20 protein-coding genes and 5 tRNA genes are annotated in these 21,967 nt (G+C 42.3%); all 25 read left to right on the top strand.

Translation table 11 applies throughout. The features are described 5' to 3' along the window. Positions 1 to 90: 90 nt before the first annotated feature. Positions 91 to 1,008 (top strand): hydroxymethylbilane synthase, encoded by a 918-nt coding sequence (gene hemC, locus FTT94_RS04905; protein WP_218950642.1) that lies wholly within the window; start codon positions 91 to 93, stop codon positions 1,006 to 1,008. A 3-nt stretch (positions 1,009 to 1,011) separates the two neighbouring features. After that, on the top strand, positions 1,012 to 1,791 hold the full coding sequence (locus tag FTT94_RS04900) for a uroporphyrinogen-III synthase (RefSeq protein WP_180170322.1): 780 nt from the start codon (positions 1,012 to 1,014) through the stop codon (positions 1,789 to 1,791). After that, positions 1,788 to 2,630, top strand: coding sequence for a hypothetical protein (locus FTT94_RS04895; protein WP_180170321.1), 843 nt, complete (start codon positions 1,788 to 1,790; stop codon positions 2,628 to 2,630). Before FTT94_RS04900 ends, FTT94_RS04895 begins: the two co-directional genes overlap by 4 nt. Positions 2,631 to 2,636: 6 nt before the next feature. Continuing rightward, positions 2,637 to 3,830 carry a heme biosynthesis protein HemY gene (locus FTT94_RS04890; RefSeq protein ID WP_180170320.1) on the top strand — a complete coding sequence of 398 codons (1,194 nt, stop codon included), beginning with the start codon at positions 2,637 to 2,639 and terminating at the stop codon, positions 3,828 to 3,830. A 9-nt stretch (positions 3,831 to 3,839) separates the two neighbouring features. Beyond that, on the top strand, positions 3,840 to 4,271 hold the full coding sequence (locus FTT94_RS04885; protein ID WP_180170319.1) for a thioesterase family protein: 432 nt from the start codon (positions 3,840 to 3,842) through the stop codon (positions 4,269 to 4,271). Between the two features lie 142 nt (positions 4,272 to 4,413). Beyond that, positions 4,414 to 4,740, top strand: a complete 327-nt coding sequence (locus FTT94_RS04880) for an H-NS family nucleoid-associated regulatory protein (protein WP_078190459.1) — start codon at positions 4,414 to 4,416, stop codon at positions 4,738 to 4,740. A 167-nt stretch (positions 4,741 to 4,907) separates the two neighbouring features. Continuing rightward, positions 4,908 to 5,651 (top strand): type II secretion system protein N, encoded by a 744-nt coding sequence (gene gspN / locus FTT94_RS04875; protein WP_168379021.1) that lies wholly within the window; start codon positions 4,908 to 4,910, stop codon positions 5,649 to 5,651. Further along, a complete protein-coding gene (locus tag FTT94_RS04870) occupies positions 5,651 to 6,517 on the top strand; it encodes a type II secretion system protein N (protein ID WP_180007029.1) in 867 nt (288 codons plus the stop codon). The genes gspN and FTT94_RS04870 overlap by 1 nt, the downstream gene beginning before the upstream one ends. A gap of 42 nt (positions 6,518 to 6,559) precedes the next feature. Next, positions 6,560 to 8,791 carry a type II secretion system secretin GspD gene (gspD, locus tag FTT94_RS04865; protein ID WP_180170318.1) on the top strand — a complete coding sequence of 744 codons (2,232 nt, stop codon included), beginning with the start codon at positions 6,560 to 6,562 and terminating at the stop codon, positions 8,789 to 8,791. Positions 8,792 to 8,868: 77 nt separating this feature from the next. Then, a complete protein-coding gene (locus tag FTT94_RS04860; protein ID WP_180170317.1) occupies positions 8,869 to 9,618 on the top strand; it encodes an FHA domain-containing protein in 750 nt (249 codons plus the stop codon). Positions 9,619 to 9,695: 77 nt separating this feature from the next. After that, positions 9,696 to 10,364 (top strand): phosphoglycolate phosphatase, encoded by a 669-nt coding sequence (locus FTT94_RS04855; protein ID WP_180002846.1) that lies wholly within the window; start codon positions 9,696 to 9,698, stop codon positions 10,362 to 10,364. A 117-nt stretch (positions 10,365 to 10,481) separates the two neighbouring features. Then, the gene (gene trpE / locus FTT94_RS04850; protein WP_180050762.1) at positions 10,482 to 11,975 is read left to right on the top strand and encodes an anthranilate synthase component I; all 1,494 of its coding nucleotides are present in this window, start codon (positions 10,482 to 10,484) and stop codon (positions 11,973 to 11,975) included. Between the two features lie 98 nt (positions 11,976 to 12,073). After that, positions 12,074 to 12,149, top strand: a tRNA-Thr gene (locus tag FTT94_RS04845). Between the two features lie 54 nt (positions 12,150 to 12,203). Continuing rightward, positions 12,204 to 12,287 (top strand) — tRNA-Tyr (locus tag FTT94_RS04840). A gap of 38 nt (positions 12,288 to 12,325) precedes the next feature. Next, positions 12,326 to 12,401 (top strand) — tRNA-Gly (locus FTT94_RS04835). Positions 12,402 to 12,424: 23 nt separating this feature from the next. Further along, positions 12,425 to 12,499: transfer RNA gene (locus FTT94_RS04830), tRNA-Thr, on the top strand. A gap of 154 nt (positions 12,500 to 12,653) precedes the next feature. Then, complete coding sequence (gene tuf / locus FTT94_RS04825) at positions 12,654 to 13,844, top strand: elongation factor Tu (protein ID WP_078190047.1); 1,191 nt, start codon at positions 12,654 to 12,656, stop codon at positions 13,842 to 13,844. A 55-nt stretch (positions 13,845 to 13,899) separates the two neighbouring features. Then, positions 13,900 to 13,975 (top strand) — tRNA-Trp (locus FTT94_RS04820). Positions 13,976 to 14,051: 76 nt separating this feature from the next. After that, the gene (gene secE / locus FTT94_RS04815) at positions 14,052 to 14,492 is read left to right on the top strand and encodes a preprotein translocase subunit SecE (protein WP_078189832.1); all 441 of its coding nucleotides are present in this window, start codon (positions 14,052 to 14,054) and stop codon (positions 14,490 to 14,492) included. Positions 14,493 to 14,499: 7 nt separating this feature from the next. Then, a complete protein-coding gene (gene nusG, locus FTT94_RS04810; RefSeq protein ID WP_078189831.1) occupies positions 14,500 to 15,033 on the top strand; it encodes a transcription termination/antitermination protein NusG in 534 nt (177 codons plus the stop codon). 115 nt (positions 15,034 to 15,148) lie between these two features. After that, positions 15,149 to 15,577: a 50S ribosomal protein L11 gene (rplK, locus tag FTT94_RS04805; RefSeq protein ID WP_004868049.1), complete on the top strand. Its 429-nt coding sequence runs from the start codon at positions 15,149 to 15,151 to the stop codon at positions 15,575 to 15,577. Between the two features lie 3 nt (positions 15,578 to 15,580). Further along, positions 15,581 to 16,276, top strand: a complete 696-nt coding sequence (gene rplA, locus FTT94_RS04800; protein WP_078189830.1) for a 50S ribosomal protein L1 — start codon at positions 15,581 to 15,583, stop codon at positions 16,274 to 16,276. A 350-nt stretch (positions 16,277 to 16,626) separates the two neighbouring features. Further along, the gene (gene rplJ / locus FTT94_RS04795; RefSeq protein ID WP_111885844.1) at positions 16,627 to 17,133 is read left to right on the top strand and encodes a 50S ribosomal protein L10; all 507 of its coding nucleotides are present in this window, start codon (positions 16,627 to 16,629) and stop codon (positions 17,131 to 17,133) included. Positions 17,134 to 17,181: 48 nt separating this feature from the next. After that, positions 17,182 to 17,553, top strand: a complete 372-nt coding sequence (gene rplL, locus FTT94_RS04790; protein WP_078189828.1) for a 50S ribosomal protein L7/L12 — start codon at positions 17,182 to 17,184, stop codon at positions 17,551 to 17,553. Between the two features lie 304 nt (positions 17,554 to 17,857). Then, complete coding sequence (gene rpoB, locus FTT94_RS04785) at positions 17,858 to 21,946, top strand: DNA-directed RNA polymerase subunit beta (RefSeq protein ID WP_180002850.1); 4,089 nt, start codon at positions 17,858 to 17,860, stop codon at positions 21,944 to 21,946. Positions 21,947 to 21,967 lie beyond the last annotated feature (21 nt).

Raw genomic sequence — 21,967 nt, 5'->3', positions numbered from 1 at the left:
GGGTCAAAGCACATTGCGAATTAAGCTTGCATTTTCAACTGAGCAAGTTAAGTTTAGAATAATAGCCCTATAGACTGTATTTTAAAATTTATGAATATCCTTAAGATCGCAACTCGACAAAGCCCGCTTGCACTTTGGCAGGCGGAACATATTCGTGCACGCTTAGAAGCACTTCATGCAAATTTGAAAGTTGAGTTGGTGACCTTTGTGACCCAAGGTGACAAGATTCTAGATACCCCTTTAGCCAAAATTGGGGGAAAAGGATTATTTGTAAAAGAATTAGAAGCGGCGTTGTTGGATGGTCGTGCAGACTTGGCAGTTCATTCGATGAAAGATGTGCCAATGGCTTTGCCTGAAGGTTTAAGCTTGGCCGTGATTTGTGAGCGTGAAGACCCATTAGATGCTTTCGTTTCAAATACTTATAACAGTTTTGATGATTTACCCCAGGGTGCGAAGGTGGGGACGTCGAGCTTGCGCCGCAAATGCCAAATTTTAAAACAACGTCCAGACCTTGAAATTATTGATCTGCGTGGCAATGTGGGTACGCGTTTATCTAAACTCGATGCGGGTAACTATGATGCGATTATTTTGGCGAGTGCAGGGCTGAAGCGTTTGGGCTTAGCAGAGCGTATTCGTCATACTCTTGAGCCTGTTGTGAGTTTACCTGCAGTTGGACAAGGTGCATTGGGCCTAGAATGTCGTAGCCAAGATCAAGCTGTATTGGATTTAATTTTGCCCTTAATGCATGCAGAGACCAATTCTTGTGTACGTGCAGAACGTGCTTTTAATGCATATCTAGAAGGTGGCTGCCAAGTACCGATTGCAGGTTATGCAACCTTAGAAAATGGTCAGATTCATTTGGAAGGTCGAGTCGGTAGTGTTGACGGTCAAACCTTGTTGAAAGCACAGCAAGTAGGTCTTCCCGAACAGGCTGAACAGCTCGGTGTCAAATTGGCCCAAGACTTGTTAGCCCAAGGTGCCGGTGAAATTTTAAAGGCACTGTATTAATACATGCTTTTTATCAATACACGTCCGACAGATCGTGCAGCGCAGCTTAGCTTGACGCTGCGCTCTGCGGGTGTTGCTGTGGCTGAGCTTCCATTACTTGAGCTTAAGCCGCGGGCATGGTCAGAAGCATTGGCAGTGTGCTATGCCCAGTTGAGTGCTGCGGATGTATTGGTTGTGGTGAGCCCCTCTGCGGTCACCTTTGGTATACAAGGTCTGCGTAAGGCAGGCATTTCACTTGAACAGCTCGAACATACTCAATGGATTGCAGTCGGTGACGCAACCGCAGCAAAGCTGGCTGATTATGGCATTCACAGTGTCGTACCGCAGGTGGAAACCTCGGAGGGAATGCTCACTTTAAGCCATTTAGAACAATTGGAGGCCGGGGCTTGCGTTGCATTTTGGCGCGGTGAAGGTGGTCGTCAATTTATGATGCAGCAGTTGCTAGCACGTGGCATTCAGATTCTTAATTTTGTGCTATACGAACGCCATCTACCGGAAGAGACCACTCAAAAAGTAAAAACACTCATTTCTGAACATCAGTTGTCATCTCCGTATTGTATGTTGATCACCAGTGAGGCCAGTTGGCTCAATTGGCTTGACTTGATTCAGTCGCATTTATCAGTGCTGAGTCATGCACATTTTTTAGTTTTAGGTGTAAGGTTGTTCGAGCTACTTGAGCAAAGTCGTATAACACTGAACAAAGATTTTAAAATTATTCAACTCGAAGATTTAAACGCGACACACATATTGCAGCATGTGCAGGTCGTGCAGGGAAATACATGAAGAAGTTGTTTGTCGTCGTGGTCATTGCCGCAGTACTTTGGTTGGCTAAACTCAGTTTTGACCTATTTCAAGTCAATGCTCAACAAACCGAACTGATGCAACAACAAACTTTATTGCAACAGCGCAATGCAGGTTTGAATGATCAGGTCGTGGCTTTGAAACGCCGGTTGAGCGGCACAGCGACCGAGATGGCGGCTGCAACGACATCGAATGCTTCGATTGCTGCTGAGGCGACCCATAGTATTGAGCCAATGATGGTTGTGGGCCAGCAACTTGATTTGGTTGAATTTGCCATGCAGCAACAACAATTTGCTGTCGCTTTAGAAAAATTAAACCAATTAGACCAACAATTAGATCAGTTGAGCTTGGCACCTGCACTGCGTATGAGTTTGCATCAGGTGATTCAAAAAGACCGTGAGACCTTAAAGCAATATGTGACAGAGCGTCAGTTGCAATCTGATAAAGTGAAAAATACCCTGCAATCCATCGATCAATTGTTAGAAAAAGAAATATTAAAGCCCTATAGTTCAAAAGAGCAGCAAAAAGGTCTTTCTTTTTGGCAAAAATGGATTCAAGTCGAATCAGTCGAACAACCGAGTCCCGTATTAATGCAGCGTAGCTTGGTATTAAAAGAAATGCAGTTACGTTTAATTTTGGCTCAGCAAGTTTTAAATCAAGGACAATATCCTCAATTTCAACAAGAAATCACTGAAATTATGCAAATTATGCAGCAATTGCCAGATGCTTCATTAAAACCGATACGCCAACGTCTAGAACAATTAAAGGACATTCCGGTTATTTCTGTACCGCTATTAAATACTCGGGCACTCATAGGATAATCGACTATGAAACATATTTTATTGGCCTATTTATTTATTAGCTTATTGGTTGTTGCCATTATTAGTTTGCTGAGTTTTGGACATGGTGCAGGCTATGTCTATTTATACTGGCGTGAATGGCAAGTTCAATCCAATATTTGGTTTTTAGCATTATTGCTGGCACTACTGAGTTTGTTCGTGCAAATGCTTTGGTATGCGGTTAAACGCTATTTAAGTCGAGAGCAGCGTAAATCTGAAACAGTCTTTAGTTTTAATAAACTGCATCCCTATGAACAATTGGCTGTCATTTGGCTTTTAAATGCTGCGCAAGATCAAAAAAACTTTATTCAGCAAGCTTTTACTGAGTCTGGATTATTAAAAGGGGTGATTGATGCGCGTTTATATTGGATTCAGCAACAATATGAAACAGCATTAAATGCATTAACTCAGACCAATCCAATGGCTTTTGAACTCGCAGAATTGCAACGGATTGAAATTTATTTATCCCAACAAGAGGGTGAAAAGGCTTTAACGCATCTCGAATTTTTGAATCAACATGAATTATCGCCATGGTTGCAAAAAGTCAGCACTGCCTATGAGCAGCGTTTAACCACGCTATGGGGCATGTTTGCGTTGCAGTTTCCTTGGTTGTATTTGCGTTCGACACGTTATGGACATTTAGATGAGCTGACAAAACAAGCTTGGTTGGAGCAATTATTATCTGCATTTGATCAAGCTGATGTCGATGACTTACAGCATTTAAAGCAGCGTTATTTGGATTTGCAAGATCAAATAACAGAGCGTAAATATGCGGTCAAAGTGTTGTGGTTAAAAGTCTTGTCTCGTATGCCAGAGATGAGTCAGGAACATGAGCAATTGGCTATTCATTTACTTGAACAGCAATTTAACAAAGAAGTGTTCTTTTTGTGGTTCCAGCAAAAAATGTTGAAGCAAAACCCTGACTATGTGGCTGTAGAACAGCAGATTCAACGTTGGGAAGAAAAGTATCCTGCACTACCTGTTTTTAGTTTTGCAAAATGGAATATTTACCAAGCGACAGAACGCCAAGCTGAGGCGGATGCATTATTAGAATTATATCCAGATGATGTATTAATGAGTTATTTACGTATCAAGTCAGCCTTAAATCAGCAGGATGACTTGATCAAACAATTAAATTTAATATTTGAAAATAATGCCAATTTTATGGAAATTCGAATATAAGGACATTATATGCAAGAAGATTTAGCTCAATATTCATTGATTCATACTCAACACGTCGCTTGGGGGGATATGGATGCTTTTGGGCATGTAAATAACGTGCATTATTATCGTTATATGGAAAGTGCGCGGATTGGTTATTTAGACCAGTTGGATATATTTGATCAGTCTGTGGTTACGGTTGTGGCTTCAAGCCAGTGTAAATATTTAAGCCCCGTGATTTATCCTGATATTTTAAAAGTGGCAACGCGCGTTGAAGAATTAAGGAATAGTGCATTTCGTATGAGTTATATATTATGGAGTGAAAAGCAACAAAAAATCGTTGCAACAGGCGATGCAGTTATTGTGTGCGTGGATAAAACTACCCTACAAAAAACTTCAATTCCAGAAAGTATAAAGACAAAAATAAAAGCTTTAGAGATTTCAGTGGGAAATAATATTTAAATACAATTTAACTTTATATATTTTAAGGAGTCGTGTTAAAATATTGTAGTAAAATGAAAATTATTTATTGAATAAAAATTTTATTATAATATTATGAGCGAGTTTTCATAAGCATTATTAAAATGAAATTTCGGAGTTAAAGATTATGCCTGATATTAGTAATTTATCAGTTGAAGAGTTAAAGAAGCTTCAAGTAGAAGCTGAAGCATTGATTGCATCTAAAAAAGATCAAGCGATTGAAGATGCGTACAACCGTATTGTTGAAATTGCAGAAAATTTAGATTTAAGCGTTGAACAAATCCTTGAATTTGGTTCAAGCAAACGTAAAAAATCAACTCGTAAAGCGGTTGAGCCACGTTACCGTAGCAAAACCAATGCAGATGACACTTGGACTGGTCGTGGTAAGCAACCACGTTGGTTAGTGGCTGAGTTGGAAAAAGGCGCGAAACTAGAAGATTTCTTAATTTAAGAATAATTCATGAAATCGTCATATCCTGAGTTCAGGATAATTAAACCAGGCAAATGCCTGGTTTTTTTATCTCTTTGAATTGGCTATGCAGAAAAAGTATGCATAATGTGTCTATAAAGAAAAATGTTTAAATGATGGAAAAAAATTGATGGATCGGTTGTGGTGGGATGATCAATAAAACTAATAATATTCGGTGGCTCATTTTTGCTGCGATCAGTTTTTTAATTTTCGTTATGCTGCAAGTGCCAGCAGCGTGGCTCATTACAAAGTTTTATAAAAATAACCAAATGCTACATAACGTCAGTGGCAATATTTGGCATGGGCAAGCAGATTGGACACGAGGAAATTTGAAAGGCTCGTTAAACTGGAACACACGCCCGTGGGATTTGATTTTATTACGCTTGGGTGCAAATGTTGAAATTCATAGTGGCAATACCAAACTACAAGGTGTGATGGGGTATGGTTTTGGTAAAAGTATTAGTATTAAAAACTTAGAGGGTCAAATTGCTCCTGAAACCTTAAAAAGTTTTGCCGATTGGCAATGGCCAATGAATGCCATTCAATTAAAAGATGTGCAGTTTAAATATAAGCCACAACAGGGATTTAGTCGTTCATCAGGCGAGATACAGTGGGCAGGTGGGGATTTATCATTTAGCTTTGCACAGCGTCAAGAGTCAATGAATGTGCCTGCCATGTTGGCTCAATTAAAAGACGATAATGGCAAATTGTCGATTGATGTTCGAGATCAACGTGAACAAAAAATGATGAATATGTCACTTGAGCCAGACCTCATGTTGGATGTGCAATTAACCCAGCGCTTTTTGATGAATGTTGCTTCCTATGAAGGTAAGGCAGGATTAGATACGTATGTGATTAGTTCGCGTCAACCCCTATTGAGTGGGGTGAACTGATGGCTGACTATTTCGAAAAAATCCGCGAGATCAATTGGAAGCAAACAGATCGACTTGCACCTGTGGTCTTGGTTTTAATAATTTTGTACTTGTGCTGGAAGTTAGCCGCTTTATTTTGGTTATTGATTGCACCGCCACAAGCCATGCAGTTAGACCGAGTTGAATTGGGTTCACAGCAAACGCAAGTTCCTAATATTAGCTCTTTTGCCTTGTTTCAGGAAAACCGCAGTTCAGCAGCTGACGCGCAGTTAAATATGGTGTTACAAGGTGTGGTGGTTGGACAGCCAAGTCGCTACTCGTCGGCAGTGATTAAGGTCAATGAGAGTTCAGATCGCTACTTGGTTGGAGAAACCATTCAAGGTTCATCATATCAACTGGCTGAAGTTTATTGGGATAAGGTGATTTTAACGCAGGGTAATGGTGCACGGCGTGAATTAGCGTTCCAAGGTATTGAAAACGGATTAGATCAACCGATTGTCCCTACAGCCAATGCAACATCAGGCGGATCTTTGCAAAATAACAGCATGCAAAATGCAGCTAATCCTGCAAATTCAGGGCAAGGCACGACGCAGTCCGCGATTGGTCAGGCCGTACAACGCATGACAGAAAATCGTGAGCAATATCTGCAGGAAATGGGGGTGAATCCATCAGGTAATGGTGGGTTTGAGATTTCAAATCGAACACCTGCTGCCTTGAGAAATAAATTGGGTTTGCAACCGGGTGACCGCATCATGTCTTTAAATGGGCAGGCAGTCGGTGCAGGACAATCTGAGGCGCAATTATTAGAACAAGCCCGCCGTGAAGGGCAGGTGAAACTTGAAGTCAAACGTGGTGATCAAGTGATGACCATACAACAGGATTTTTAGTGATGTTTCATCACTTTATAGGGTTAGGAAACACAGGCGTATATGGCTTTATTTAATAATAACCGTTCAATTTTAGCTGCCTATGCCATGGTGCCCTTGGTTGCTATGGTCAGCACAGCAAGTTATGCACAAACATGGAAAATCAATTTACGTGATGCAGATCTTACGGCATTCATTAATGAAGTCGCAGATATCACGGGGAAAAATTTTGCAGTTGATCCACGGGTACGAGGAAATGTAACGGTTATTTCCAATAAGCCTTTAAATAAAAATGAAGTCTATGACCTGTTTCTCGGTGTATTGAATGTCAATGGCGTGGTGGCGATTCCATCGGGCAACACCATTAAACTGGTTCCAGACAGTAATGTAAAAAGCTCGGGCATTCCTTATGATGCGCGCCACCGTGCGTCTGGAGACCAAATTGTCACCCGAGTAATTTGGCTTGATAACACCAATGCCAACGACTTAATTCCAGCCCTACGTCCACTGATGCCGCAATTTGCACATTTGTCAGCAGTGGCGGGGACCAATGCGCTGATCGTCTCAGACCGTGCTAGTAATATTTACCAGCTCGAAACGATTATTCGTAATTTAGATGGAACGGGTCAAAATGATATCGAAGCCGTGACGCTGCAATCGAGTCAGGCCGAAGAAATGATTGGGCTGTTAGAGTCGATGAGTTCGACCGGCGCATCAAAAGACCCGAAAGGTTCACGAATTCGTATTATTGCGGACAATCGAACCAATCGTATTATCATTAAAGGTGATACAGCGACACGTAAGCGTATTCGTAAGATTATTGAGACCTTAGATGTGCCTGCTGCAGATCGATTGGGTGGATTGAAAGTTTTTCGTCTAAAGTATGCAAGTGCCAAAAACTTGTCAGAAATCTTACAAGGCTTGGTCACAGGGCAGGCCGTTTCGAGTACAAATTCATCGAATAGCTCAAATAGCAGCACGATGAACAGTTTAATGAATGATAGTAACAGTTCGAATTCACAGTCATTCAGTTCACAAAATAACACCAGTTCAGGTATTAACCTCAACAGCAATAACTCTTCCAATAATACGCAAAACGGTATTTCAAGTTTTAATGCCAATGGCGTGAGTATTATTGCCGATGCCACACAAAATGCACTGATTGTAAAAGCAGATCCGCAGCTCATGCGTGAAATTGAATCTGCGATTCAGCAGCTCGATATTCGTCGTCAGCAAGTGCTGATCGAAGCGGCGATTATTGAAGTTGAAGGCACGGATACCGATCAGCTCGGTGTGCAATGGGCGTTGGGTGATATCAGTAGTGGTATCGGCTTAATTAACTTTGATAACTTTGGTTCTAGTTTAAAAAATATTGCCGCAGGTTATTTAACTGGTGGTGCTGCGGGTGCGGGTAGCGCGGTGAGTGCGGGTACTTCTGTAGTTCTTGGTGATTATCGTGAAGGCAGTGATGGTTCGCGCAAACTCTATGGTGCGATGATTCAGGCCTTAAAAGAAAAGACCAAATCCAATTTATTATCTACACCGTCGATAGTGACGATGGACAACGAAGAAGCCTATATTGTGGTGGGTGAAAACGTTCCATTTGTGACAGGTTCGGTCACCACCAATGGTGGTACAGCCAATCCGTATACATCGATTGAGCGTAAAGATGTCGGTGTTACTTTGAAAGTTGTGCCGCATATTGGTGATGGCGGCTCGGTGCGTTTAGAGGTCGAGCAAGAAGTTTCTGATGTAAAAGACAATAAAGGTCAAGCGTCGGACTTAGTTACGACTAAACGTGCGATTAAAACCTCGATCTTGGCAGAGCATGGTCAAACGATTGTGTTGGGTGGTTTGATCTCGGACAATACATTGCATGGGCGTCAATCCGTTCCGGGGCTCGGGGCTATTCCTGTACTGGGCAAACTTTTTAGCTCGGAAGGAAAATCCAACAGTAAACGCAATTTGCTGATCTTTATTCATCCGACCATTGTTGGAAATTCTGCTGATGTGAAGAAAATGTCTCAGCAACGTTACAGTCAGCTCTATAGTCTGCAACTGGCACTGGATAATGACGGTAATTTTGCGAAATTACCTGAAAATGTGGACGATGTGTATCAGCAGCGCATACCTGTTTCAAAAGGTACAGCACCAGCCCCTGTGTATAAGACGGTACCTACAGCACCACAAACCACACAGCCAGCGGCAGTGGTCTCCACGCCAGTCGCCATTGAACCTGCAGTGAAGCGCCAAACCATAACCGTACCGAATGGCAAAGTGGCGGAAACTCCTTAGGTTAGACAGTAGGGTGGTTTAGCTTTGAAACCACTGCATGCTATGATGAAAAAAACGAGCAATAGAGAATTAACTTCATGACTTGGAAAATTCAAGCAATTTCTGGTGATTTAACAGGACAAGAAATTAGTATTGAGCGAGATATGTTGGTGGGTCGTCATCAACAAGCAGATATTGTTTTACAAGAATCTGATGTATCGCGTAAACATGCTGCCTTTGTACTGAAAGATCAGGCACTCTGGTTGCAAGATCTCAATTCATCCAATGGGACGTTTATTAATGATGTCCGTTTGACTGGTGAATCACTTTTAAAAGAAGGTGATATTGTACAGTTTGCCAGTGTGAAGTTTAGTTTATTGGCTCCAGCTAAAGCTGTTCAGATCCCAGCGGATATTGAACAAAGCGTTGAATCGTTGCAAACAGAAGAAATTACACCTGTTCAGCAGCCGTCTGAAGCTGTTGCGGTTTCTGAAACTGCGGCACAAGAACCTGTTGTTAAAACGTCTGAAACTGAAACACAAGAGCCTATCGTTAAAACTGCAGCACAACAAATGAATGATCAAGGGATGCCAGAGTTGAAAGAGCGTGATGGTTCAGTTCAATTGACTCGTGATGGTATGCCGACCAATGTGGGTGTGCCTAAACCTGCGCCAATCCCTGAGGGAATTGACATTACTGCTGCTCCGAAAAATGAAGCATGTGATGTAGAAATTCCAGCGACATGTGTAGAGCAAGAGCGTGAAGCGCAAAAAAATGCCTCTGTAGGCTTAATCTCAGTCATTGTTTTAATCATTCTTGCAATTATTGCATGGGTGTTGTTTAAATAAACCGAGACATTCCTCAAAAGGCATGCATGGGCATGCCTTTTTTATGGGGAAAATTTACAAAAAAATAGAGGGATATTATGTTTGAAGTTCGTTTAGCAGAACGCCAAATGATTTTATTTGATCTGGATGGAACGCTAGTCGATTCAGCATCTGACTTACATCGTGCGATGAATATGAGTCTAAATGCGTTGCAATTACCTTTGGTCACAGAAGAGCAGGTGCGAAACTGGATTGGGAAAGGGACTTCATTATTTTGTCATAGCGTACTTGAATACTTGACCGGAAAGGTGGATGCCGCACAGCACCATCTTTTACTGGAAACTTTTCTAAAGATTTACAATGCCGATCCTTGTGTCTTGACGCAGCCCTTTGACGGCATTCTATCGTTCTTGGATTGGGCAAAAGCAGAGCAGAAAATTCTGATTTGTGTAACCAATAAACCAGAGCAACCGGCACGCAGTATTGTACAGGCACTGGGTATGCATGATTACTTTGATGATGTGATAGGCGGAGATCGTTTTGAAGAGCGGAAACCACATCCCAAGCAGCTAGAGTATTGTGCGGAACATTATGCCTTGCCAAAACAGCAAATTTTGATGGTGGGTGATTCTGTCAATGATGTAGAGGCAGCACGTCGTGCTGGTATTGATTGTATTGTGGTCAGCTATGGCTATAATCATGGTGAAAATATTCGAGATTGTCAGCCGCAGCATGTGGTCGATAACTTAAAAGAATTATTGGGTTGAAATAATTAGGGTTAAGGAAGTGAAAATGAGCAAGTGTGTAGGTTTTCGATGGCGTCACTCAATCAGCATGAGAAGAAATTAACTGAAATTGACCACGCGAAATATAGAGAAACCGAGATGACTACACAAACTCAATTTGAACAACTGAAATCTGCTGGATATAACTTGATTCCAGTCTATCGTCAGCGCTTGGCAGATACAGAAACTCCGCTGTCTGTCTTTGCGCGATTAAAACAACATAAACAAGCCTATTTATTTGAATCTGTAGAGGGTGGCGAAAACTGGGCACGTTACTCCATTATTGGTTTGGGTGAGTCCACCGTATTTTCGTGTAATGAAGGGCAGTTGACCGTTCAACATGTTGATGGTTCGATTGAAAAACAACAATGTGCAGACCCATTTCAATACATCCGTGACTTCCAAGCACAATATAAAGTCCCTACACAGCAAGATTTGCCTACGTTACCGAGCTTTACCGGTGGATTGGTTGGATACTTTGGTTATGACGCTGTGCGTTATATCGAACCGAAGCTCAATAATGTGCCAGAAGCTGACCCAGTCGGGATTCCAGATATTTGGATGATGCTATCTAAAACCGTCATTGTCTTTGATAACCTCAAAGATACTTTATTCTTAATTGTACATGCCGATGTAAATGATGCTGAGGCCTATACCCAAGCGCAGCAACAATTGGATGAGCTAGAAGAACTTTTGGCAACCCCAATTGCACTCAAAGCAAATAAGCATACTGCACCACAGTTTGAATCCATCACTGGACATGACAACTTTATTGACTCTATTGCAAAAGTAAAAGAGTACATTAAAGCCGGTGATGTGATGCAGGTTGTGCCGGGCCATCGTATGGTATCCGATTTTGATGGTGAGCCTTTGCAGGTCTATCGTGCACTACGTCACCTCAATCCATCTCCATATTTGTTCTTGGTGCAAGGGCAAACACTTGAGAATGACATTCCCTTTCATATCGTCGGTTCATCACCTGAAATTTTGTCCCGCCTAGAAAATGGTGTAGCAACAGTTCGTCCTTTGGCGGGCACGCGACCACGGGGTAAAACCAAAGAAGAAGATTTAGCACTTGAAAAAGATTTGCTATCTGATGAAAAAGAAATTGCAGAGCATTTGATGTTGATCGATTTGGGTCGAAATGATGTTGGACGTGTTTCTAAAATCGGTAAAGTTCACGTGACTGATCAAATGGTGATCGAACGTTATTCGCATGTCATGCACATTGTGTCAAATGTACAAGGTGAAGTACGTGATGATGTCGATGCTTTGGATGTTTTTAAGGCAACATTCCCTGCGGGTACGCTTTCAGGCGCACCAAAAATCCGCGCTATGGAAATTATTGACGAAGTTGAACCAGTAAAACGTGGAATTTTTGGTGGTGCTGTTGGTTATTTAGGCTGGCATGGGGAAATGGACATGTCGATTGCGATTCGTACCTGTATAATTCGAGAAAATAAGGTCTATGTTCAAGCTGGAGCAGGGGTAGTTTATGACTCAAATCCTGAATCAGAGTGGAATGAAACCCAAATAAAAGCTCGCGCAGTGATCAAAGCGGTTGAATTATCATCAAATGGATTGATTTTATGAGTTTTTCACGTTTTTTTTAGAAAAAACACTTGCAAGGATTTCAAGATTTGCTAAACTGCACACCGTTCCGATACGAAACGTACGAAACACTAAGAAACGCCGGCATAGCTCAGTTGGTAGAGCAACTGACTTGTAATCAGTAGGTCCACAGTTCGAATCCGTGTGCCGGCACCATCTTAGAAAGTTTGAGAGTGAGTAGAAAGAACGACACTGAAGTAAGTGTAAAATGGTGAGGTTCCCGAGCGGTCAAAGGGGGCGGACTGTAACTCCGCTACGAAAGTTTCGAAGGTTCGAATCCTTCCCTCACCACCAATTTTAAGACTTCAATAAGTGGTTTGTACCAACATCGTGCGGGAGTAGCTCAGTTGGTAGAGCGGTAGCCTTCCAAGCTACATGTCGCGAGTTCGACCCTCGTCTCCCGCTCCATATCTATTGAAGTGCTTATATTTGCTCTTATAGCTCAGTGGTAGAGCACTCCCTTGGTAAGGGAGAGGTCTCGAGTTCAAATCTCGATAAGAGCTCCAGATTTTACAGTTTAGCAACTTTAAATGTTGCACAAGATTCCAGAAGCAGGCTTTTTAGTCTGCTTTTCAAGTATTGGGTGTTTATTTTTTTAGGCGATATGTCGGAGCTGGGTTTTACTCAGAATTGTGTTCGACGTAAACGAGGAAGAAAAGCATGGCTAAGGCTAAGTTTGAACGTAATAAGCCACACGTTAACGTGGGCACAATCGGTCACGTTGACCATGGTAAAACGACTTTAACAGCTGCAATTGCAACTGTATGTGCAAAAAAATTCGGCGGTGAAGCGAAAGATTACGCTGCAATCGACTCTGCACCAGAAGAAAAAGCACGTGGTATTACAATTAATACTTCACACGTAGAATACGATTCTCCAATCCGTCACTACGCTCACGTAGACTGCCCAGGTCACGCCGATTATGTTAAAAACATGATTACTGGTGCTGCGCAAATGGATGGTGCGATCCTTGTATGTGCTGCGACTGACGGTCCAATGCCACAAACTCGTGAACACATCCTTCTTTCTCGTCAGGTAGGTGTACCTTACATCGTTGTATTCTTAAACAAATGCGACCTTGTTGACGATGAAGAGCTTCTTGAATTAGTAGAAATGGAAGTTCGTGAACTTCTTTCTACTTATGACTTCCCAGGCGACGACACTCCAGTAATCCGTGGTTCTGCTCTTGCAGCGCTTAATGGTGAAGCTGGTCAATACGGCGAAGACGCTGTAGTTGCTCTTGTTGAAGCTCTTGACTCTTACATCCCAGAGCCAGAACGTGCTATCGACCTTGCATTCCTTATGCCAATCGAAGACGTATTCTCAATTTCAGGTCGTGGTACAGTAGTAACTGGCCGTGTTGAAACTGGTATCGTGAAAGTAGGCGAAGAAGTTGAAATCGTTGGTATTAAAGATACAGTTAAAACAACTGTAACTGGCGTAGAAATGTTCCGTAAACTTCTTGACGAAGGTCGTGCGGGCGAGAACTGTGGTGTTCTTCTACGTGGTACTAAACGTGAAGACGTTCAACGTGGTCAAGTACTTGCTAAACCAGGTACAATCAAACCGCATACTAAATTCGACGCAGAAGTATACGTACTTTCTAAAGACGAAGGTGGTCGTCATACTCCATTCCTTAACGGTTACCGTCCACAGTTCTACTTCCGTACAACTGACGTAACTGGTGCGATCGCGCTTAAAGAAGGCGTAGAAATGGTTATGCCTGGTGACAATGTAGAAATGTCAGTAGAATTAATCCACCCAATCGCAATGGACGCTGGCTTACGCTTCGCGATCCGTGAAGGTGGTCGTACAGTTGGTGCGGGTGTTGTTTCTAAAGTAACTGCATAATATAATACAGTTATCTTTGTACAGATCGAGAGTTTCGACTCTCGATTTGCTCTGCAGGTCAGTAGTTCAATTGGTAGAGCGTCGGTCTCCAAAACCGAATGTTGGGGGTTCGAGTCCCTCCTGGCCTGCCAAATTTTTTTAAAAAGAAGCTTGATGCTGGCTCAACTGGTCATATAATAAGTCGCGAATCCTACGACGAGTACAAAAATGTCGAATGATAAATCGCGTGACGCATTAAGCGACGCGCCAATTCCTCAAAGAAATAATCCTGCTGAAGTTGTTAATTCTGGTTCCCCTTTAGACTATGTTCTGTGGGTTATCGCGTTGATTTTACTCGGTAGTTCTATGATGGTGAATCAACATTTGCCAGCATACTGGGCACCAGCGAATGATGTCTGGGTCCGTGTTGGGGTAATTTTGGCTTGTATCATCGTGGCTTTAGGTTTATTATACGCCACCCATCAAGGCAAAGGCTTTGTTCGATTGTTGAAAGATGCTCGAATTGAGTTACGTCGAGTGACTTGGCCAACCAAGCAAGAGACCATGACCACATCTTGGCAGGTACTTGCGGTAGTCTTAGTGGCATCTATTTTATTATGGTGCTTTGACTATGCTTTGAGCTGGTTAATGAAGTTTATTATCGGGTAAGAGAGCTATGAAACGTTGGTACATTATTCATGCCTATTCAGGCTATGAAAAACAAGTGTTACGCTCACTTAATGATCGAATCCAGCGTAGCGCTGTAGCCGATAGCTTTGGTGAAGTCCTTGTCCCTACTGAAGAAGTAGTGGAAATGAAGGATGGTAAGAAACGTAAATCTGAGCGTAAATTCTTTCCAGGCTATGTATTAGTCGAGATGGAAATGAATGATGAAACTTGGCACATTGTTAAAGAATGTCCAAAAGTATTAGGTTTCATTGGTGGTACTGCAGAAAAACCTGCACCAATTACGCAAAAAGAAGCTGATGCGATTCTTGCACGTGTACGCAATACTGGCGAAGCACCTCGTCCTAAGACGATGTTTGAACCAGGTGAAGAATTACTCGTAATTGACGGTCCATTCACCGATTTTAAAGGCGTGGTGGAAGAAGTTCTATACGATAAGTCACGTTTAACGTTGACGATTAATGTATTTAATCGACCAACTCAGGTTGAGCTGGAATTTCGCCAAGTCGAAAAATCGGTTTAATTTAACTTGGTTGATAAACGCCCGATTTGTTATGAGTCGGGCATTGTTGTTGTAACGGTATCGTTACTTATATGTATGGGGAGCCTAGCGGCGTTAGTACCCAGAGGTAATTGAAATGGCTAAGAAGATTGACGGCTATATCAAGCTGCAAGTTCCAGCTGGTAAAGCAAATCCATCTCCACCGATTGGTCCTGCACTAGGTCAACGTGGTGTTAACATCATGGCATTCTGTAAAGAATTCAATGCTGCGACACAAAAAGTTGAAGCTGGTCTTCCAATTCCAGTAGTGATCACTGTGTACAACGACAAGTCGTTCACATTCATCATGAAAACTCCTCCTGCTGCGATTCTTCTTAAGAAAGCTGCGGGCATCCAAAAGGGTTCAGCTGTACCTAACAAAACTAAAGTTGGTAAGTTGACTCGCGCTCAATTAGAAGAAATTGCGACTACTAAAGAACCAGATCTTACTGGTGCTGATTTAGACGCACGTGTACGTACCATTGCTGGTTCTGCGCGTTCTATGGGCTTGGAAGTGGAGCTATAAGACATGGCTAAATTAACTAAACGTCAAAAAGCCATTGTTGCTGCTGTTGAAGCTAACAAAGTTTACACTTTGGAAGAAGCAGTTGCAGTTCTTAACGGCCTTCCAGCAGTAAAATTCAAAGAATCTTTGGATGTTGCTGTAAACCTAGGTGTTGATCCTCGTAAATCTGACCAAGTTGTTCGTGGCGCGACTACACTTCCTGCAGGTACTGGTAAAACTGTACGTGTAGCTGTGTTTGCTCAAGGCGCTGCTGCTGAAGCTGCTAAAGCTGAAGGCGCGGACGTTGTTGGTTTTGATGATCTTGCTGAAAGCATCCAAGCGGGTAACCTTGACTTTGATGTAGTAATTGCAGCTCCGGATGCAATGCGCGTTGTTGGTAAGTTAGGTACGATTCTTGGTCCACGTGGCTTAATGCCAAACCCTAAAGTGGGTACTGTAACTCCTGACGTAGCTTCTGCTGTTAAAAACGCGAAAGCTGGTCAAGCACGTTACCGTGTAGACAAAGCGGGTATTATCCACGCTGCGATCGGTCAAGTAGGTTTCACTGCTGAAGCTGTTCGTTCAAACGTTGAAGCTCTTGTAGCTGACCTTAAGAAAGCAAAACCTGCTACTTCTAAAGGTGTTTACATCCAAAAGATCACTTTAAGCTCAACTATGGGTCCTGGTCTTGTTGTTGATGTAGCAAACGTTTCTAAATAAGTTTCGACTTATTACAGAATTTTAAAGCCCTGAGTAAAAATCAAAGCGCTGCTTTGATTTTTACGCAAGAAAAGATATTTGCTTCACTCGAAGCATAGTTTCTCGTCTTGCGGGTCGGCAAAGCGGTACTTTGCTGATCGCCCCTCAGGCAAACTTTGAATTGATAAATTTAGATTTATCAGCGTCAAAGACCTCAGGCGAGGGGAGTTTTATGCTTTCTTCTTAATAGCCCAGCCTGAGTAGACGCGGTGGTGTGATTTGTTCCTCCTCCGCGTGTTGGTTCAGTGATGAGCTAACGAATTGGGAGTGCATCTGTATAGGTGCATAAATCACCGTTAGGAGGTTTTACAATGGCTCTTCTTATCGAAGGCAAAAAACAGATCGTAGCTGAAGTAACTGAAGTTGCTTCTACTGCGTATGCTGCTGTTGTTGCTGACTACCAAGGTTTAACTGTTGAGCAATTAACTGCTCTACGTGTTGAAGCTCGTAAACTAGGTGTTGCTACTCGTGTAGTTCGTAACACTTTGGCTAAACGTGCTCTTCAAGATACTCAATTCAATATCTTGAGCGACAACCTTGTTGGCCCAACAATCTTAGCTTTCTCAACTTCTGAAGACGACATGGGCGCAGCTGCTCGTTTGTTCGAAGAATTTGCTAAAACTAATAAAGCATTTGAACTTAAAGCTGCTGCATTTGACGGTAAAGTTTATCAAGGTGCTGAAGTTAGCGTTATCGCGAACCTTCCAAACCAAGAAAAAGCGCTTACTATGCTTGCAAACGTTCTTCAAGCTCCTATTTCGAAATTGGGTCGCCTTATTACTGCGCTCAAAGAGAAAAACGAGTCAGAAGCTGCTTAAGCTTAAATCAATTTACACACCATTCAATACCCATTTGGAGTTACTCTCATGGCTTTAACAAACGAAGAAATCTTAAACGCAGTTGCTGAAAAAACTGTTCTTGAACTTGTTGAACTTATTTCTGCTTTCGAAGAAAAATTCAACGTATCTGCTGCTGCTGTAGCAGTTGCTGCTGCTCCTGGCGCTGCTGGTGCTGCTGCTGAAGAACAATCAGAATTCAACGTTGAGTTGACTTCTTTCGGTGCTAACAAAGTTGCTGTAATTAAAGCAGTTCGTGAAGCTACTGGCCTTGGTCTTAAAGAAGCTAAAGATCTTGTTGAAAGCGCTCCTTCAGTTCTTAAAGAAGGCGTTTCTAAAGAAGAAGGCGAAGAACTTAAGAAAAAACTTGAAGAAGCTGGTGCTACAGTTACACTTAAGTAATCTTAAGGGGGGTCGATTTTTTTATAATCGGCTCCAAAAAATGGCTGATGGCCCTTGGGTCATCAGCCTTTTTGCGTTACAATAATCGGCTCGATTTTTGTTTGCATGATATAAAAATCATACAAATTAAAAATAATTTATAAAACCAAACGCTTACCAATATTTTTCAGTAAAAAAATATTGTTAAGCGTTTTAATACCACTAAAAATTGCAGCATTTGTGAAAGTGGTGGCCATATCGGCCTGCGTAATTCCTTCTAAGTTCGTTCTGCAGGCGGACTTAGTTTACTTTCCGAGGACTCCAGATGGCATACTCATATACCGAAAAGAAACGGATCCGTAAGAATTTTGGTAAATTGCCCAAGGTAATGGATGTTCCGTACTTGCTCGCGATTCAAGTCGACTCGTACCGAACTTTCCTTCAAGACGGCAAAACTCCAAAAAACCGCGAAGATATCGGTCTCCAAGCCGCATTTCGTTCAGTTTTTCCTATTGAAAGTTATTCTGGCAATGCTGCTTTAGAATTTGTTGAGTATAGTCTTGGTAAGCCTGAATTTGATGTGCGCGAATGTATTCTTCGTGGCTCAACTTATGCGGCGCCAATGCGTGTAAAAATTCGTCTGATCATTAAAGATCGCGAAACTAAAACAATCAAAGATGTGCGTGAGCAAGAAGTCTACATGGGTGAAATGCCACTTATGACAGACAATGGTACCTTTGTAATCAATGGTACTGAGCGTGTAATCGTATCTCAATTACACCGTTCACCAGGTGTATTCTTTGACCACGATAAAGGCAAAACTCACTCTAGCGGTAAAGTTCTTTATTCTGCTCGTATCATTCCTTACCGTGGTTCATGGCTAGACTTTGAATTCGATGCAAAAGATCTTGTATATGTTCGTATTGACCGTCGTCGTAAATTACTTGCGACTGTTGTGCTTCGTGCCTTGGGTTATAACAACGAACAAATCCTAGACATGTTCTACGAAAAAGTACCTGTATATCTTGATATGGGTAGCTATCAAATTGACTTGGTTCCAGAACGTCTACGTGGCGAAATGGCACAGTTTGATATCGTGGGTACAGACGGTAAAACAATTGTTGAACAAGGTAAACGTATTAACGCGCGCCATGTTCGTCAAATGGAAGCAGCAGGTCTTGAAAAACTTTCTGTTCCTGATGAATACCTATATGAACGTATTGTTGCTGAAGATGTAACGTTACGTGATGGCGAAGTTGTTGCGGCAAATACCGTGCTTAGCCATGAAATTATGGTGAAATTGGCTGAAGGCGGCGTTAAACAATTCAACGTACTTTATACCAATGATATCGACCGTGGTCCATTCATTGCGGATTCTTTACGTGCAGATACTACAACTGGTCGTGAAGAAGCACTTGTAGAAATCTACAAAGTGATGCGTCCAGGTGAGCCACCAACAAAAGAAGCTGCTGAAAACTTATTCAACAACTTGTTCTTCTCTTCTGAACGTTATGATTTATCACCAGTAGGTCGTATGAAGTTCAACCGTCGTTTGGGTCGTCCTTACGAAGTGGGTACGGATCAGAAGTCTCGTGAAGTTGAAGGCATTCTTTCGAACGAAGACATCACTGATGTATTGAAAACATTAGTTGAAATCCGTAACGGTAAAGGTGAAGTCGACGATATCGATCACTTGGGTAACCGTCGTGTTCGTTCTGTTGGTGAAATGACAGAAAACCAATTCCGTGTTGGTCTAGTTCGTGTTGAACGTGCTGTTAAAGAACGTTTATCTCAAGCTGAAACTGATAACTTGTCTCCGCAAGATTTAATCAATGCGAAACCAGTTGCTGCTGCAATCAAAGAATTCTTTGGTTCAAGCCAGTTGTCTCAGTTCATGGACCAAAACAACCCGTTGTCTGAAATTACACACAAACGTCGTGTATCAGCATTGGGCCCAGGTGGTTTGACTCGTGAACGTGCGGGCTTCGAAGTACGTGACGTACATCAAACTCACTACGGTCGTGTATGTCCAATCGAGACTCCTGAAGGTCCAAACATTGGTTTGATCAACTCACTTTCTGTTTATGCGAAATGTAATAACTTCGGTTTCTTGGAAACTCCATACCGTAAAGTTGTTGATGGTCGTGTAACGGATGACGTTGAATACCTTTCTGCGATTGAAGAAGTAGGTACTGTGATTGCACAGGCCGATTCTGGTATCGATAAAGACGGTAACTTAACTGAAGAATTCGTATCTGTACGTCACCAAGGTGAATTCGTACGTATTCCACCAGAAAAAGTAACGCATATGGATGTATCTGCTCAGCAGGTTGTATCTGTAGCGGCATCACTTATTCCGTTCCTTGAACACGATGATGCCAACCGTGCATTGATGGGTTCAAACATGCAGCGTCAGGCTGTTCCTACATTACGTGCTGACAAACCGCTTGTTGGTACAGGTATGGAAGCAAACGTAGCGCATGACTCGGGTGTGTGTGTACTTGCGAAACGTGGTGGTCGTATTGAATTCGTTGATGCTTCTCGTGTCGTTATTCGTGTAAACGAAGAAGAGATGGTGGCAGGCGAAGCAGGTGTAGATATCTACAACCTGATCAAATACACACGTTCGAACCAAAATACATGTATCAACCAAAACGTTGTTGTACGTTTAGGTGATAAAGTTGCACGTGGTGACGTTCTTGCTGATGGTCCATCAACAGATGGCGGTGAATTGGCATTGGGTCAAAACATGCGTGTAGCGTTCATGACTTGGAACGGTTACAACTACGAAGACTCGATCTTACTATCAGAGCGTGTACTTCAAGAAGATCGTTTAACGTCTATCCACATTCAAGAGCTTTCATGTGTTGCACGTGATACCAAATTGGGTGCTGAAGAAATTACAGCGGATATCCCGAACGTGGGTGAAGCTGCACTTTCTAAATTGGATGAATCAGGTATCGTTTATATCGGTGCTGAAGTAACTGCTGGTGACATTCTTGTAGGTAAAGTAACGCCTAAAGGTGAAACTCAGTTAACTCCGGAAGAAAAATTGCTTCGCGCAATCTTCGGTGAAAAAGCGGCTGACGTAAAAGACTCTTCATTACGTGTATCTTCATCTGTGAAAGGTACTGTAATTGACGTTCAAGTATTTACACGTGACGGTCTTGAAAAAGACGAACGTGCTCAAGCAATTGAGAAAGCACAACTTGATGCTTACCGTAAAGACTTGAAAGAAGAATACAAAATCTTCGAAGAAGCGGCTCGTGAACGTATTGTTCGTCTATTGAAAGGTCAAGAATCTAACGGTGGCGGTACAACTAAACGCGGTGACAAATTAACTGAAGAGTTATTGTCTGGTCTTGAGTTGGTTGATCTTATTGAAATCCAACCAGTCGACGAAGCGATTGCTGAACGTTTAACTCAAATTCAAGTGTTCTTGAAAGAGAAGAGCCTTGAAATTGACGAGAAATTTGCAGAGAAAAAACGCAAACTTTCTACAGGCGATGAACTGACAACTGGCGTATTGAAAGTTGTTAAAGTTTACTTGGCTGTAAAACGTCGCATCCAACCGGGTGATAAAATGGCGGGTCGTCACGGTAACAAAGGTGTTGTATCTAACATCTTACCTGTAGAAGACATGCCACACGATGCAAACGGTGTTCCAGTTGATGTTGTACTTAACCCACTGGGTGTGCCATCACGTATGAACGTGGGTCAGATTCTTGAAACTCACTTGGGTATGGCGGCTAAAGGTCTTGGCGATCAAATCGACAAGATGATGAAAGAGCAGCGTACTGTACTTGAGCTTCGTGATTTCTTAGACAAGATTTATAACAAAGTTGGTGGCGAACAAGAAGATCTTGATAGCTTGACTGATGAAGAAATCTTGGTGCTTTCAGGTAACTTGCGTAAAGGTGTTCCTTTAGCAACACCAGTATTTGATGGTGCTGAAGAATCACAAATCAAAGAATTGTTAGAACTTGGTGGCATTTCACGTACTGGTCAAACAGTATTGTATGATGGTCGTACAGGTGAACGTTTTGACCGTCCTGTAACTGTAGGTTACATGTACATGTTGAAACTGAACCACTTGGTAGACGACAAGATGCATGCGCGTTCTACTGGTTCTTACTCTCTAGTAACTCAACAGCCGCTGGGTGGTAAAGCACAATTCGGTGGTCAGCGTTTCGGTGAGATGGAAGTATGGGCACTCGAAGCTTACGGTGCAGCATACACACTTCAAGAAATGCTTACTGTGAAGTCGGATGACGTTGAAGGTCGTACCCGTATCTATAAGAACATTGTAGATGGTAACCATTACATGGACCCAGGTATGCCTGAATCGTTCAACGTATTGACCAAAGAGATCCGTTCTTTAGGTATCAACATTGAACTGAAAAATGGTGACTAAGTAACCATTAATCCCCCCGGC

Source organism: Acinetobacter sp. YH12027 (assembly GCF_013420085.1).
Classification (GTDB): domain Bacteria; phylum Pseudomonadota; class Gammaproteobacteria; order Pseudomonadales; family Moraxellaceae; genus Acinetobacter; species Acinetobacter amyesii.
Note: the sequence above shows the minus strand (reverse complement) of the source record. Positions and strands in the feature narration are given on the sequence as shown.

Coding starts and splice junctions, on each gene's coding strand:
- hemC (WP_218950642.1), top strand. CDS start 91: ATGAATATCCTTAAGATCGCAACTCGACAAAGCCCGCTTGCACTTTGG.
- FTT94_RS04900 (WP_180170322.1), top strand. CDS start 1,012: ATGCTTTTTATCAATACACGTCCGACAGATCGTGCAGCGCAGCTTAGC.
- FTT94_RS04895 (WP_180170321.1), top strand. CDS start 1,788: ATGAAGAAGTTGTTTGTCGTCGTGGTCATTGCCGCAGTACTTTGGTTG.
- FTT94_RS04890 (WP_180170320.1), top strand. CDS start 2,637: ATGAAACATATTTTATTGGCCTATTTATTTATTAGCTTATTGGTTGTT.
- FTT94_RS04885 (WP_180170319.1), top strand. CDS start 3,840: ATGCAAGAAGATTTAGCTCAATATTCATTGATTCATACTCAACACGTC.
- gspN (WP_168379021.1), top strand. CDS start 4,908: ATGATCAATAAAACTAATAATATTCGGTGGCTCATTTTTGCTGCGATC.
- FTT94_RS04870 (WP_180007029.1), top strand. CDS start 5,651: ATGGCTGACTATTTCGAAAAAATCCGCGAGATCAATTGGAAGCAAACA.
- gspD (WP_180170318.1), top strand. CDS start 6,560: ATGGCTTTATTTAATAATAACCGTTCAATTTTAGCTGCCTATGCCATG.
- FTT94_RS04860 (WP_180170317.1), top strand. CDS start 8,869: ATGACTTGGAAAATTCAAGCAATTTCTGGTGATTTAACAGGACAAGAA.
- FTT94_RS04855 (WP_180002846.1), top strand. CDS start 9,696: ATGTTTGAAGTTCGTTTAGCAGAACGCCAAATGATTTTATTTGATCTG.
- trpE (WP_180050762.1), top strand. CDS start 10,482: ATGACTACACAAACTCAATTTGAACAACTGAAATCTGCTGGATATAAC.
- tuf (WP_078190047.1), top strand. CDS start 12,654: ATGGCTAAGGCTAAGTTTGAACGTAATAAGCCACACGTTAACGTGGGC.
- secE (WP_078189832.1), top strand. CDS start 14,052: ATGTCGAATGATAAATCGCGTGACGCATTAAGCGACGCGCCAATTCCT.
- nusG (WP_078189831.1), top strand. CDS start 14,500: ATGAAACGTTGGTACATTATTCATGCCTATTCAGGCTATGAAAAACAA.
- rplK (WP_004868049.1), top strand. CDS start 15,149: ATGGCTAAGAAGATTGACGGCTATATCAAGCTGCAAGTTCCAGCTGGT.
- rplA (WP_078189830.1), top strand. CDS start 15,581: ATGGCTAAATTAACTAAACGTCAAAAAGCCATTGTTGCTGCTGTTGAA.
- rplJ (WP_111885844.1), top strand. CDS start 16,627: ATGGCTCTTCTTATCGAAGGCAAAAAACAGATCGTAGCTGAAGTAACT.
- rplL (WP_078189828.1), top strand. CDS start 17,182: ATGGCTTTAACAAACGAAGAAATCTTAAACGCAGTTGCTGAAAAAACT.
- rpoB (WP_180002850.1), top strand. CDS start 17,858: ATGGCATACTCATATACCGAAAAGAAACGGATCCGTAAGAATTTTGGT.